General features: G+C 76.2%; 10 protein-coding genes. 6 read left to right on the top strand and 4 right to left on the bottom strand.

Annotated features, from left to right (window positions below; translation table 11 throughout):
* The 3 genes from LPU43_RS25940 to LPU43_RS25930 all read left to right on the top strand — a co-directional run bounded on the left by LPU43_RS25940 (nucleotide 1) and on the right by LPU43_RS25930 (nucleotide 3,835).
* Nucleotides 1–966 (top strand): carbohydrate ABC transporter permease, encoded by a 966-nt coding sequence (locus LPU43_RS25940; protein ID WP_229403151.1) that lies wholly within the window; start codon nucleotides 1–3, stop codon nucleotides 964–966.
* 61 nt (nucleotides 967–1,027) lie between these two features.
* Nucleotides 1,028–2,092, top strand: a complete 1,065-nt coding sequence (locus LPU43_RS25935) for a LacI family DNA-binding transcriptional regulator (protein WP_229403150.1) — start codon at nucleotides 1,028–1,030, stop codon at nucleotides 2,090–2,092.
* A gap of 66 nt (nucleotides 2,093–2,158) precedes the next feature.
* The gene (locus LPU43_RS25930) at nucleotides 2,159–3,835 is read left to right on the top strand and encodes a glycoside hydrolase family 13 protein (protein ID WP_229403192.1); all 1,677 of its coding nucleotides are present in this window, start codon (nucleotides 2,159–2,161) and stop codon (nucleotides 3,833–3,835) included.
* Between the two features lie 56 nt (nucleotides 3,836–3,891).
* On the opposite strand, the gene LPU43_RS25925 is transcribed toward LPU43_RS25930, so the two are convergent.
* From LPU43_RS25925 to xylA, 3 genes are all read right to left on the bottom strand, one after another.
* Entirely contained in the window at nucleotides 3,892–5,313 is a 1,422-nt protein-coding gene (locus LPU43_RS25925; RefSeq protein ID WP_229403149.1) for an MFS transporter, read from the bottom strand.
* 271 nt (nucleotides 5,314–5,584) lie between these two features.
* Complete coding sequence (locus tag LPU43_RS25920) at nucleotides 5,585–7,120, bottom strand: xylulokinase (protein WP_229403148.1); 1,536 nt, start codon at nucleotides 7,118–7,120, stop codon at nucleotides 5,585–5,587.
* Nucleotides 7,121–7,130: 10 nt separating this feature from the next.
* Nucleotides 7,131–8,318 carry a xylose isomerase gene (gene xylA, locus LPU43_RS25915; protein WP_229403147.1) on the bottom strand — a complete coding sequence of 396 codons (1,188 nt, stop codon included), beginning with the start codon at nucleotides 8,316–8,318 and terminating at the stop codon, nucleotides 7,131–7,133.
* Between the two features lie 66 nt (nucleotides 8,319–8,384).
* Between xylA and LPU43_RS25910 the strand changes: the two genes are divergently transcribed.
* Together LPU43_RS25910 and LPU43_RS25905 are read left to right on the top strand one after the other, a co-directional pair.
* Nucleotides 8,385–9,623, top strand: coding sequence for an ROK family transcriptional regulator (locus LPU43_RS25910; RefSeq protein ID WP_229403146.1), 1,239 nt, complete (start codon nucleotides 8,385–8,387; stop codon nucleotides 9,621–9,623).
* Between the two features lie 147 nt (nucleotides 9,624–9,770).
* Nucleotides 9,771–11,573, top strand: a complete 1,803-nt coding sequence (locus LPU43_RS25905) for a PP2C family protein-serine/threonine phosphatase (protein WP_229403145.1) — start codon at nucleotides 9,771–9,773, stop codon at nucleotides 11,571–11,573.
* Nucleotides 11,574–11,653: 80 nt separating this feature from the next.
* Here LPU43_RS25905 and LPU43_RS25900 read toward each other — a convergent pair whose 3' ends face one another.
* A complete protein-coding gene (locus LPU43_RS25900; protein WP_229403144.1) occupies nucleotides 11,654–12,235 on the bottom strand; it encodes a MarR family winged helix-turn-helix transcriptional regulator in 582 nt (193 codons plus the stop codon).
* Between the two features lie 99 nt (nucleotides 12,236–12,334).
* Here LPU43_RS25900 and LPU43_RS25895 point away from each other — a divergent pair, with 99 nt between their 5' ends.
* On the top strand, nucleotides 12,335–13,465 hold the full coding sequence (locus LPU43_RS25895; RefSeq protein ID WP_229403143.1) for a PP2C family protein-serine/threonine phosphatase: 1,131 nt from the start codon (nucleotides 12,335–12,337) through the stop codon (nucleotides 13,463–13,465).
* Nucleotides 13,466–13,472: the final 7 nt, after the last annotated feature.

Genomic DNA, 13,472 nt, shown 5'->3' with positions numbered 1-13,472 from the left:
ATGACCACCACGACGCCCGCGATGCCCGCCGGGGCCCAGGCCACCACGAAGAGGTCCACCGCCGCCGGGCGGGTACGGACGCGGCTGAACAGCCGCACCGCGACGGTGGTCTCGATCATCGTGGCGCTGCTCTGGACGGTTCCGACCTTCGGCCTGCTCGTCTCCTCGTTCCGGCCGGAGGACCAGATCAAGACCACCGGCTGGTGGACGTTCTTCAGCGATCCGCAGTTCACCGTGGAGAACTACCAGGAGGTGCTGTTCGGCACGTCCTCCTCCTCGGGGCAGCTCGCCAGCTACTTCATCAACTCGCTGGCGATCACCATCCCGTCGGTGCTGTTCCCGCTCGCGTTCGCGTCGCTCGCCGCGTACGCCCTGGCGTGGATCAACTTCCGCGGCCGGGACTGGATGTACATCGCGATCTTCGCGTTGCAGATCGTCCCGTTGCAGATGGCCCTGGTGCCGCTGCTGAAGTTCTTCTCCACCGGCGTCACCCTCGGCGGGGTCACCCTCATGCCCGCCTGGGACCTGGTCGACGAGCAGAAGTTCGCGCAGGTGTGGTTCGCGCACACCTGCTTCGCGCTTCCGTTCGCCGTCTTCCTGCTGCACAACTTCATCTCGCAACTGCCCAAGGACCTGATGGAGGCGGCCCGGGTCGACGGGGCCACCCACCCGAAGATCTTCCGCACCATCGTCCTGCCGCTGATCACCCCGGCCCTCGCGGCCTTCGGCATCTTCCAGTTCCTCTGGGTCTGGAACGATCTGCTGGTCGCGCTGATCTTCGCCGGGGGCGGCAACGAGACCGCCCCGCTGACCGTCCGGCTGGCCGAGATGGCCGGCAGCCGGGGCAACGAGTGGCAACGGCTGACCGCCGGCGCGTTCGTCTCGATGGTCGTACCGTTGATCGTGTTCCTGTCGCTCCAGCGGTACTTCGTGCGCGGCCTGCTCGCCGGTAGCGTCAAGGGCTGACCTGGACGCCCGCCGCCGCCCGTCACCGGGCGGCGGCGGGCGGGCGCGGAGCGGGGAAAGCGTGACCAAGATCGATGATGTCGCCCGCCTGGCCGGGGTCTCCACCGCGACCGTCTCGCGGGCGCTGCGCGGCCTGCCGACGGTCTCCGCGGCCACCCGTCGCCGGGTGCTCGCCGCCGCCGAGCAACTCCAGTACGCGGTCTCGCCCAGCGCGTCGCGGCTGGCCGGCGGCCGGACCGCCACCGTCGCGGTGGTGGTCCCCCGGATCACCCGCTGGTTCTTCGGCACCGTCGTCGAGGCGGTCGAGGAGACCCTGCACCAGCGCGGCTACGACCTGCTGCTCTACAACCTCGGCGGCCGGGAGCACACCCGCCAGCGGGTGCTGCGCACCGCGAGCCTGCACAAGCGGGTGGACGCGGTCATGCTGGTCGGCACCCCGCTGGGGCCCGCCGAGCTGACCTTCCTCGCCGCGCTGGGCCTGCCCGGGGTGACCGTCAGCTCGGGCAGCCGGGTGCCCGGCTGGCCCTGCGTCCGCATCGACGACCTGGCCGCCGCGCGGACCGCCACCCGGCACCTGCTCGACCTGGGCCACCGCCGGATCGCGCACATCTCCGGCGACCCCCACGAGCTGACCTTCACCGCCCATCGGGAGCGGCGCCGGGGCTACCAGGAGGCGCTGCGCTCCGCCGGCATCGTCCCCGACCCCAGCCTGGACGTCGAGTCGCAGTTCACCACCGACGGCGGCAACCAGGCCACGGTCGAGCTGCTCGCCCGGGGCGAGCCGCCCACGGCGATCTTCGCGGCCTCCGACGAGTTGGCGATGGGCGCGCTGCGCGCCCTGCGCGGGGCCGGCCTGCGGGTGCCGCAGGACGTCAGCGTCATCGGCATCGACGACCACGACCTCTCGGGCGTGCTCGGGCTGAGCACCGTCGCCCAGCCGGCGGCGGAGCAGGGCCGGCTGGCGGCCCACATCCTGCTCGACCCCCTCGGCGGGCGGGCCCTGCTCCCCCTGCCGGCCGGCGGCCCCGCCCCCCGCGACGCCGGCACGGACCCGCACGTCACGCCGGTGATCCTGCCCACCCGGCTGGTCGTACGGGACTCGACCGCCCCGCCCCGGGCAGACTGAACGGGTTCGTCCCCCGGCCGGCGGGGAACATGTGACCGGGACGGCTTCGACACACGGGAGAAGGCCCTGAACACCAACGCGATCCCGCAGGAACAGCTCGCCGCCTCGGCCACCGCCTGGTGGACCGAGGCCGTGATCTACCAGATCTATCCCCGCTCGTTCGCCGACGCGAACGGCGACGGCATCGGCGACCTGCCCGGCATCACCGCCCGCCTCGACCACCTCGTGGAGCTGGGGGTGGACGCGGTCTGGCTGTCGCCGTTCTACCCCTCCCCCCAGGCCGACGCCGGCTACGACGTGGCCGACTACCGGGACGTCGACCCGCTGTTCGGCACGCTCGCCGACGCCGACCGGCTGATCGCCGAGGCCCACGACCGGGGCCTGCGGGTCATCGTCGACCTGGTGCCCAACCACACCTCGTCGGCGCACCGCTGGTTCCGCGAGGCCCTCGCCGCCGCCCCGGGCAGCCCCGAGCGCGCCCGGTACGTCTTCCGCGACGGCGGCGGCCCGGACGGCGACGAGCCGCCGAACGACTGGACCAGCGTCTTCGGCGGCCCCGCCTGGACCCGCGTCACCGGGCCCGACGGCAGCCCGGGGCAGTGGTACCTGCACCTGTTCGACCCCGGCCAGCCCGACCTGAACTGGGACAACCCGGATATCCGCGCCGAGTTCCTGGACGTGCTCCGGTTCTGGCTGGACCGCGGGGTGGACGGCTTCCGGGTGGACGTGGCGCACGGGCTGATCAAGCAGGCCGACCTGGCGAACTGGCGGGAGCCGCAGGAGATCCTCTCCGGCAACGAGGCCGACCGGCCGCGCCCGCCGATGTGGGACCAGGACGGCGTCCACGAGATCTACCGCGAGTGGCGTCGCCTCCTCGACTCCTACGACGGGGGGCGCGTCCTGGTCGCCGAGGCTTGGGTGGAGCCGGCCGAGCGGCTGGCCCGGTACGTCCGCCCCGACGAGATGCACCAGGCGTTCAACTTCGAGTACCTCCAGGCGTCCTGGACCGCCCCCGCCCAGTACGCGGTGATCACCCGCTCGCTGGAGGCGACCGACTCCGTCGGCGCGCCCACCACCTGGGTGCTCTCCAACCACGACGTGGTCCGGCACGCCTCCCGGCTCGGCCTGCCCGTCGGCACCCCCCGGCCGAACGGCATCGGCATCGGCGACCCGCAGCCGGACGCCGCGCTGGGCCTGCGCCGGGCCCGGGCGGCCAGCCTGCTGATGCTGGCCCTGCCCGGCTCCGCCTACCTGTTCCAGGGCGAGGAGCTGGGCCTGCCGGAACACATGACGCTGCCCGACGAGGCGCGGCAGGACCCGACCTGGGAGCGCAGCGGGCACGCCGAGCGCGGCCGGGACGGCTGCCGGGTGCCGATACCGTGGGAGGCCGACGCCCCCTCGTACGGCTTCGGGCCGACCGACGCGAGCTGGCTGCCGCAGCCGCCGATGTGGGCCGAGTACGCCGTGGACCGGCAGCGCGAGGTGCCCGGCTCGACGTACGAGCTGTACCGCACGGCGCTGCGGCTGCGCCGCGAGCACGGGCTGGGCCGGGGCACCCTGTACTGGCTCTCCTCCGGCGACGAGGTGCTGAGCTTCCGCAACGGCGAAGTGAGCGTGCTGACCAACTTCGGCGACGCGGCGGCGCCACTGCCGGCCGGCGCGGAGCTGCTGCACGCCAGCGCCCCGCTGACCGACGAGGGCGCGGTCCCGGCCGACGTCACGGTCTGGTTCCGCGCCGCCTGACCTGTGTGTAAGGAGGGGCCCCCTGTTAACGCTATGCGTTGACAAGGGGCCCCTCCTCACAGGCGTTCCGCGCGGGTGTGCAGCAGGTCGGCCACGGCGTCGATGTCCCGGGGCGAGGTGCGGGAGGCGAGCCAGTACATGATCCCGGTCGGGACGAAGAAGAGCTGGAACGCGGCCAGCCCGACGGCGTAGTTCAGCGGCGGCGGGAAGGCCGCCCGCAGGCCGTGGAACGCCACCCCGACCAGCCCGTTGCCGGCCGCCCGGCCGACGCCGTTGACGAGGTTGCCCAGGCTGTAGACGGTGCCCCGGTGCTCCGGCGGGTTGACGTCGGCGATCAGGGCGAACCAGTTGGGCGAGTTCGCCGAGGTCAGCGCCAGGGCGACGACGGCGGTGAGCAGGCTCAGCCCGACCGTCGGCTCGGTGACGACGCTGGCCAGCACCGCGCCGACCACCGCGCCGGTGCCGCCGCCGTCGGGCACGTCGATGCGGATGGGCACGAAGAACAGGACCAGGTAGAACGGCACGGCGGCGAGGATGCCCACCGCCGCGACCAGGGCCCGGCCCCGGGGCGTACGCCGTTGCAGGGCGTCGCCGACCAGCCCGCCGACGATGGAGAGCACCCCGCCGAGCTGGAACAGGGTGGCGAAGACGCTGCCCACCACGACGGCGGTGGCCGGCGAGTAGCCCTGCGACCGCGCCCGCTCGGCGAAGAGCAGCGGCAACCAGACCAGCGACCCGAAGGCGGCCTGCGCGGTCAGGCCCTGCAACACCAGCCAGCGGTTCGTCCGCCGGGCCAGGATGCGGGGCAGGTCGGCCCGGGTGATCTGGTAGTCGTACTCGGCCCCGGCGGCCAGCGCCCCGGCCAGCTCCGGCTCGCTCTGCCCGCGCCGGATGTCGTGGGTGAGCAGGTACGCGACCGTGGCGGCCAGGCCGGCGACGGCGAGCACAGCGAACGGCCGCCGCCAGTCGGTCGCGCCGAGCAGGCCGCCGGCCAGCGTCCCGGCGAGGGTGCCGACGCCCTGGGACAGCCCCCAGAAGCTCATCACCAGCCCACGGCGACGCGGCGAGATCAGGTCGGTGACCACGGAGAAGCCGACCGAACCGACCGCGCCGAGGCCGACCGCCGCGACGAGCTGGGCGACCAGGAACGTCGGGTAGCTCTGGGCCAGGGCGCTGCCGCCGGTGCCGGCCGCCCAGATCAGGGTGCCGACCATCAGCAGCGGTTTCCGGTCGGTCCGGTCACCGACGTACGCCCAGCCGACCGCTGCGGCGGCGCTGACCAGGAAGCTGACGGCGGTGACCAGGCCGAGCAGCCGCTGCGGCACGCCGAGCGCCCCGGAGATCGACCCGTACAGCGGCGGGACGAGGCCGATCGCCACGTTGTCCAGCGAGGCGAGCAGCACGAAGACCACCACGCTGTACGCCCGGTGGGCCGGGCCACCGCCCCACGCCCGCCGCACCGCCGCCCGATCGTTCACCGCCCCAGCATGCCCGCTGCCCCGGTCAGGGCGACAACCGCCGCCCGGCAGCCGGCTCCACGCCGGCGACCCGGCGTGTCCGAGCGCGATGCCGGCAACCTGGGGTGTCCGGGCGCGGACGTCGGCTCCATGTCGGCGACATGGGGGTATCCGGGCGCGGACGAAGGCGCGATGTCGCCGACCTGGAGTGTGCAGCGCCATGTCGGCGACATGGGGGTGTCCGGGCGCGGGTGAAGGCGCCCTGTCGCCGACCTGGAGCCGGAACCAGCCCTCAGGTCGGCCGGTCGAGCACCCGGTCGCGGGCGGCGGCGTAGCGGTCGCGGACGGCGGGCACGGGGTCGGCCGCGTACTCCCGCGCACCGGCCGGGGCCCACTCGGGCGGCGCGTCGCCGCCGAGGGTGAGCCAGGCGGCCTGGCGGGCCGCGCCGTCGGCGACGTACTCCCCCGGCGGCGGGACGACGACCGGGCGGCCGAAGACCTGCGGCGCGATCCGGCGCACCGCCGCCGAGCGGGCCCCGCCGCCGACGAGGATCACCCGGTCGGCGCGGGCGCCCTGCGCGACGAGCGCGTCGAGGCCGTCGGCGAGGGCGCAGAGCATCCCCTCCACGGCCGCCCGCGCCAGGTGGGCGGGAGTCGAGGTGCGCAGGGTCAGCCCGTGCACCGCGCCGGTCGCCGACGGCCGGTTCGGGGTCCGCTCGCCCTCCAGGTAGGGGACCACGACCAGCCCGTCCGCGCCGGGCGGCGCGGCCAGCGCGAGGTCGGACAGCTCGTCCAGGCCGACCCGGAGCAGGCCGGCGGCGGCGTCGAGCACCCGGGCCGCGTTGAGCGTGCAGACCAGCGGCAGGTACCGGCCGGTGGCGTCGGCGAACCCGGCGACCGCGCCGTCCGGGTCGGCTGCCGGGGCGTCGGCGACGCTGAACACGGTGCCGGAGGTGCCGATCGAGACGACCACGTCGCCGGGGCGGGCCCCGACGCCGAGCCCGGCGGCGGCGTTGTCCCCCGCCCCGGGGCCGAGCGGCACCCCGCCGAGGCCCCCGCCGACGCCCCCGAGCGCCCCGCCCTCGTAGGCATCGCCCGCGCCGCCGAGCGCACCGTCCCCGCCGCCGAGCGCACCGCCCGCCCCGCCCCGCGCACCGGGCAGCGCCGCCGGGTCGAGACCGCCGGCGGGCTCCGCCGGCCCGAGCACGACCGGCACCCGCAGCCGTCGGCCGAAGGCGCGCTCCAGCAGGTCCAGGCGGTACCCGCCGGTGGCCGGCGACCAGTAGCCGGTGCCGCTGGCGTCGCTGCGGTCGGTGCGCAACGCGTCCAGACCCGGCGCGCCGGCCAGCCGCCAGGTCAGCCAGTCGTGCGGCAGGCAGACCGCCGCTGTGCGCTCGGCGTTGGCCGGCTCGTGCCGGGCCAGCCAGCGCAGCTTCGTGACGGTGAAGCTGGCCACCGGGACCGAGCCGACCGCCTCGGCCCAGAACCGGCGGCCGGTCTCGCCGCCGCCGGCCTCCGCGACGAGGTCGGCGGCGGCCCCGGCCGACCGGGTGTCGTTCCACAGCAGCGCCGGCCGGACCACCCGGCCCGCCTCGTCGAGGCAGACCATGCCGTGCTGCTGGCCGGCGACCGAGATCGCGGCCACGTCGGCCAGCCCGCCCGCCGCCTCGGCGGCCGACCCCAGGGCGGCCCACCAGGCGGCCGGGTCGACCTCGGTGCCGTCGGGGTGGGCGGCCCGCCCCTCGCGGGCCAACGCGCCGGTCTCCGCGTCGCGAATCACGATCTTGCAGGACTGCGTGGACGAGTCGACCCCCGCCACCAGCGGCATGGCGGCGGCCTCAGCGGGCGCCGAGCAGGTGCTCGACGGCCAACTGGTTGAGCCGGACGAAGCCGAAGCCCCGCGCGCCGGCCGCGTCGACGTCGTACTCCTCGAAGGCGGAGCGGTCGGCGAGCAGGTCGGCGTAGCCCTCGCCCGGGGCGAGCGTCGGGGTGGCCAGGTCCGCCACCCGGCTCGCCGCGAGGGCCTCGGCGACCTCCGGGTCGGCCCGGAACGCCGCCGCCCGCTCCCTGAGCAGGAGGTAGGTGCGCATGTTCGCCTCGGCCGAGGCCCACACGCCCGCGACGTCCTCCGTGCGGGAGGGCTTGTAGTCGAAGTGCCGGGGACCGTCGTACGCCCGGCCGCCGTCGGGGCCGCCGTGCTCCAGCAGGTCCACCAGGGCGAACGCGTTGAGCAGGTCGCCGTGGCCGAAAACCAGGTCCTGGTCGTACTTGATGCCGCGCTGGCCGTTGAGGTCGATGTGGAACAGCTTGCCCTGCCAGAGCGCCTGGGCGATGCCGTGGGCGAAGTTGAGCCCGGCCATCTGCTCGTGGCCGACCTCGGGGTTGAGGCCGACCAGCTCCGGGTGGGCCAGGGTGGAGATGAACCCCAGCGCGTGCCCGACGGTGGGCAGCAGAATGTCGCCGCGCGGCTCGTTCGGCTTGGGCTCCAGCGCGAAGCGCAGGTCGTAGCCGCGGTCGAGGACGTACTGGCAGAGCAGGTCGACGGCCTCGCGGTAGCGCTCCAGCGCGGCGCGGACGTCCTTGGCCAGGTCGTACTCGGCGCCCTCCCGGCCGCCCCACATGACGAAGGTCCTCGCGCCCAGCTCGGCGGCGAGGTCGAGGTTGCGCAGCACCTTGCGCAGCGCGTAGCGGCGCACGTCGCGGTCGTTGCTGGTGAAGCCGCCGTCCTTGAACACGGGGTGGTTGAAGAGGTTGGTGGTGACCATCGGCACGACCAGCCCGGTCTCGTCGAGCGCCTTGCGGAACCGGGCGAGGCGGGCGTCGCGGGTGGCGGCGTCGGCGCCGAAGGGGACCAGGTCGTCGTCGTGGAAGGTGATCCCGTACGCGCCCAGCTCGGCGAGCCGGTGCACGGCCTCGACGGCGTCCAGCTCGGGGCGGGTGGCGTCGCCGAACGGGTCGCGGGCCTGCCAGCCCACCGTCCAGAGGCCGAAGGAGAACTTGTCGGCGGGGGTGGGGCGGGGTGCCATGCGGACCTCCGGTCGCTATTTGTTCATTGGTTGAATTATTTTGTCGCCCTGTGGCAGTGTCAAGGGGTGACCCGCCCCGCCGCCGCCTCCGGGGCGGTCCGTCAGGGCACCCTGCGCGAGCTGAACCTCGCCGTGGTGCTCGGCCGGATCGCCGCCGCGCCCCGCCCGCCGTCACGGGCCGACGTGGCCGCCGCGACCGGCCTGACCCGGGCCACCGTCTCCGCCGTCGTCGACGACCTCATCGCCGGCCGGCTGGTGGCCGAGTCGGAGCCCGCCCCGCGCGCCGGCGCGGGCCGCCCGGCCCGGGGGCTGGTGCTGGCCGGCACCGGCCCCGCCGGGCTGGGCCTGGAGGTCAACGTCGACTACCTGGCCGCCTGCGTGGTCGACCTGACCGGCCGGGTCCGGCACCACACCGTGCGCCGGGCCGACCTGCGTCCGCTCTCCCCCGCCGACGCGCTCGCCCGGCTCGCCGCGCTCGCCGCCGCCGCCCGCGCCGACGCGCAGCGGCAGGGCCTCACCCTGGCCGGGGCCGCCCTCGCGGTCCCCGGGCTGGTCGACGCCGCCGGGCTGGTCCGGCTCGCCCCGAACCTCGGTTGGCGTGACGTGGCCGTCGGCGACCTGTTGGCCGCCCACCCCCCGCTGGTCGACCCGGTCCCCGGGATCCCGCCCCTGGTCGTCGACAACGAGGCGAACCTCGCCGCCCTCGGCGAGCTGCACGCCGACCCCACCGGCCCGGCCAGCTTCCTGCACGTCTCCGGGGAGGTGGGCATCGGCGCGGGCATCGTGCTGGACGGGGCGCTGTTCCGGGGCGTGCGGGGCTGGAGCGGCGAGATCGGCCACCTTCCCGTCGACCCGCAGGGGCGGCCCTGCCGGTGCGGCGGTCGCGGCTGCCTGGAGCGGTACGCCGGCCAGGAGGCCGTGCTCGCCGCCGCCGGGCTGGCGGGGGCGGACCTGCCGGCGGACACCGCCGCCGCCCGGCTGGCCGACCTCGCCGCCGTCGGAGACCCCGCCGCCCGGGCGGCGCTGGCCGAGGCCGGGCGGGCGCTCGGGGTGGCCGTGGCCGCCGTGGTGAACCTGCTCGACCTGGACACCGTGGTCCTCGGCGGCGGATACGCCCTGCTCACGCCGTGGCTGCGACCCCCCGTGCTCGCCGAGGTGTCCCGGCGGGTGATCACCGCCGGGTGGTCGCCGGTCACCGTACGCCCGTCGGCGCTCGGCCCGGAGGCCGCCGTCGTCGGGGCGGCCGGCTCGGTCGTCCGGCGGATCGTTGCCGACCCGGCCGGCTGGCTCGGCCGCCCCGGCTGATCCGCCGACGCGATGCCGGCTGACCCCGCCGTTTCCTCGATGGGCGCGCGCCGGAGCGGATCGGTACGCTTTGCCGGAGGTCAGGGGCACCGATGCGGAGGAGCGCACCACCAGCATGCACACAGGTCGACCGACCGGCGGTCCGCGGTGACGTCCGTCCGCCGCGACGGTCTCGCCGGGCCGGTCGACGCCGAGCCGGTGTCCCGCCCACCGCGCCGCCGCTCCCCGGCGTCCGCGCCGTCGGCCATCCCCGGGCCCGCGTTGCCGGCCGTCCCCGGGCCCGCGTTGCCGCCCAGCCCCGGCCCCGAACCGTCCGCCGGCCCCGGGCCCCCGCCGTCCGCCGACCTCCGGTTGGCCCGGGAGCTGCTGGACGGGCTCGCCGACGCCGTCATCACCACGGACCACGCCGGGGTGGTGACCCTCCTCAACGCGACGGCGGGTGAGCTGCTGCCGGAGCTCGCCCCGGGCGCCGACCTCGCCCGGTGCGCGGTCGGCGCGCTGGCCCGGGCCACGGCCGCCGGGGCGGACGCCTTCGACACCGAGCACCGCGGCCGGCGGCTGCGCGGCGTCCGCCGCCCGCTGCGCGGCGGACGGTGCGCCTGGTACGTGCGGGACGTCACCGAGGAGCGGGCGCGCGCCGACGCCCTGCTCGTCGAGCGGTCGCGCACCGCCTTCCTGGCCCGGGCCGGCAACCGGCTCGGGCTCGCCCTGCACCGCGACCAGGCGCTGCGCGCCGCCGCCACCCTGCCGGTGCCGTACCTGGCCGACGCCGCGCTCGTCGTGCACCGGCCGCCGGCCCCGGCCGAGGACGCCCCGCGCTGGCTCCGGTACGCCGAGGGCGACCCCGGCGTGACGCCCGAGCCCGGCCCGGCGAACCTGTGCGCCGTGGTGCCCGGCCTGGCCGAGGTGCTCAGCGGCGACGCGGGCGGCTTCGGCCCCGAGGTGCTCGGGGGCGAAGCGGACGGATTCGGCCCCGAGCCGGCCGGCGGGCCCGTCGAGCTGGGCACGGTGCTGCCGGCGGGCTTCGGCCGGCCCGGGGCCCTGCTGGTCAGCCCGATGCCCGACGCGGGCGGCCGGGCCGGTGCCCTGGTGCTGGTCCGGCGGGCCGACCGTCCCGGCTTCGAGCAGCGCGACGTCGAGCTGGCCCGGGAGTTCGCGGCGCGGGCCGGGGCCGCCCTCACCACCGCCGAGCTCTACGGCGAGCAGGCCCACCTGGCCCGGGTGTTGCAACACAGCCTGCTCCCCCCCGAGCTGCCCGAGATCCCGGGGGTCGCCCTGGCCGGCGGCTACCGGGCGGCCGGGGACAGCCTGCGCATCGGCGGCGACTTCTACGACGTCCTCCCCACCCCCGGTGGCGCGTTGTTCGCCCTCGGCGACGTGTGCGGCCGGGGCGTGGGCGCGGCGGTGCTCACCAACCGGGTCCGCCAGTCCCTCCAGACGCTGCGGATGGTCGAGCGGCGGCCGACGGAGCTGCTGAGCCTGCTCGACCGGGCGCTCCTCGACGCCCCCGACGCCGCGCGGCGCAGCCAGTTCACCACCCTGCTGCTCGGCACCCTGGCCCCCGGGCCCGACGGCGGGCTGCTGGTCCGGGTGGCCGGCGGGGGGCACCCGTCGCCGCTGGTCGTCCGGGCCGACGGCCGGGTCGCACCGCTGCGGGTCGGCGGCACGCCGGTCGGCGCGCTCGCCGCACCCCGGTTCGCCGAGGTGGAGGTCCACCTCGCCCCGGGCGAGCTGCTGCTCGCCTACACCGACGGGGTCACCGGGGCCCGGGGCGGCGCGGGCGGCATGGAGGCGTTCGGCGACCGGCGGCTGCGCCGGGCGGTGGCGTCGGGTGCCGGGCTGCCGCCCGCCGCCCTGGTCGACTGGGTGCTCCGGCGCGTCGACGAGTGGCTCGGCGGGAAGGCCCACGACGACATCGCGATGCTGGTCGTGCACGCGGCTGGCCGCTGACCGTCGGGCGCGCCCCGCGCCCCGCGCCCCCGGCCCTTGCCCTGGGCCCCGCCCCGCCCTGGGAGCGGTGTGTGGCGCGGTCAGGCCGAGCGGGCGGCCCTGCCGGTCGACCAGCCCTCGCCCGCGACGCCCTCGCCGGGCCAGCCTCCACCCGTGGTCGTCTCGTCGCGCCAGTCACCCCGGGCGACCTGCGGCCCCCACCCGTCCGCCCGGGTCTCGGCGGTCGGCCCGGTCTCCGGCGGCTCCGCGTTCCGCAGGCGGGCGACCTCGTCGAACTCCTGGACCCCGGCGAGGAGGGCCTGCCGCCCCTCGGGGGTCATCCCGGCCAGGATGCCGGCCAGCCGCTGTCGGCGGTCGGCCCGCATCTCGGCGAGGAGGCGCTCGGCCTCCGGGGTGAGGTGCAGGGAGATCTCCCGCCGGTCGGACCGACCCGGCTCGCGTTCCAACATGCCCGCGGCCACCAGCCGGTCGCAGAGCCGGCTGGCCGAGGAGAGCAGCATGTCGAGCTGCGTCGCCAGCCGCCGCAGGTTGATGCCGTCGTGCCGCTCGACCATCATGACCACGCGCAGTTGGGCGCCGGAGATGCGGCTGGTGGTGCGCTCGCGCGCCGCCTCGAAGACCGTGAGCAGGGTGCCGGCCGCCGCGTCGAGGGCGGCGGCCATACTCGCTTCTGGCCCGCGTGGGCCGTGTTCCTCGGCCATGTTGACCAAGAGACTACCGGCACCCCTGGTCGCCGGCCCGTCCGAACTACAGGAGTGACGATGATCGGTGCGGAGGACCGCGCCCGCCGTGCCCTCACCGAGGCTCCCGCCGACCTGCTGGTCGAGCGGCTCGCGGCGGAACTCGAAGGGTCGTACGGCATCACGGCCGTCGAACTCCTCCAGGTCGACTACCGTCTCGCGGCGCTGCTGCCCCTCTCGGGAGGTGAGCCGGTCTCCGGGCCGGGGCACCCCGCCTGGCGGTGCTTCGACCACCAGGAGCCGATCGTCGTCGACCGCACCGGCTACCTCCCGGTCAGCATGCGCGGCGAGCGCCGGGGGGTGCTCCGGGTAACCCCGGTCCCCGGCGACCCGGCGGCCCTGGCCGAGCTGCTCGGGATCGCCACCGCGCTCGGCCACGAGCTGGTCACGGTGAACGAGGGCACGGACATCTACCGCACCGCCCGCCGCAGCCGCCGGCTCACCCTCGCCGCCGAGATGCAGTGGGAGCTGCTGCCCGGCCGCAGCCGGGTGCGCCCGTCGTTCAGCCTGGCCGGCCAGCTCGAACCGGCGTACGCGGTGCGGGGCGACAGCTTCGACTGGTCCGACGACGGGAGCCGGCTGTGGCTGTCCACGATCAACGGGATGGGCGAGGGTGTCGTCGCCTCCGTGCTCACCGCCCTGGCCACCCACGCGCTGCGCAACGCCCGCCGGGCGGGTTTGGCCCTGGCCGACCAGGCCGCCCTCGCCGATCAGGCCGTGTACGCGCTGCACCGGGGCGAGCAGCACGTCTCGGCGCTGCTGTTGGAGCTGGACCTGGCCGGCGGGGAGCTGACGGTGGTCGACGCCGGGTCGCCCCGGCTGGTGCTGCTGCGCGACGGCCAGGTGGTCGAGCAGCCGCTGGAGGCGCAGTTCCCGCTCGGCATGTTCGACGGCACCGACTACCGGGAGCAGCACGTCACGCTGCGCCCCGGTGACCGCCTCTTCGTGCTCAGCGACGGCGTCGTGGACGCCACCGGCCAGCACGCCCGGTACGGCGAGACGGCGCTGGAGCGGTTCCTGCGCCGCACCGGCCCGATGGAGCCGCTGGACGCGGTCCGGTCGCTGATCGGCGACCTGCGGGCGTTCGTCGCCGGCGACCTGATCGACGACGCGGTGGTGGTCTGTCTGGACTGGACGGGCCCGCGCCCCTGACCGGCCC

It is taken from the genome of Micromonospora okii (assembly GCF_020884795.1).
In the GTDB taxonomy this organism is placed as follows: Bacteria; Actinomycetota; Actinomycetes; order Mycobacteriales; family Micromonosporaceae; genus Micromonospora; species Micromonospora okii.
Note: the sequence above shows the minus strand (reverse complement) of the source record. Positions and strands in the feature narration are given on the sequence as shown.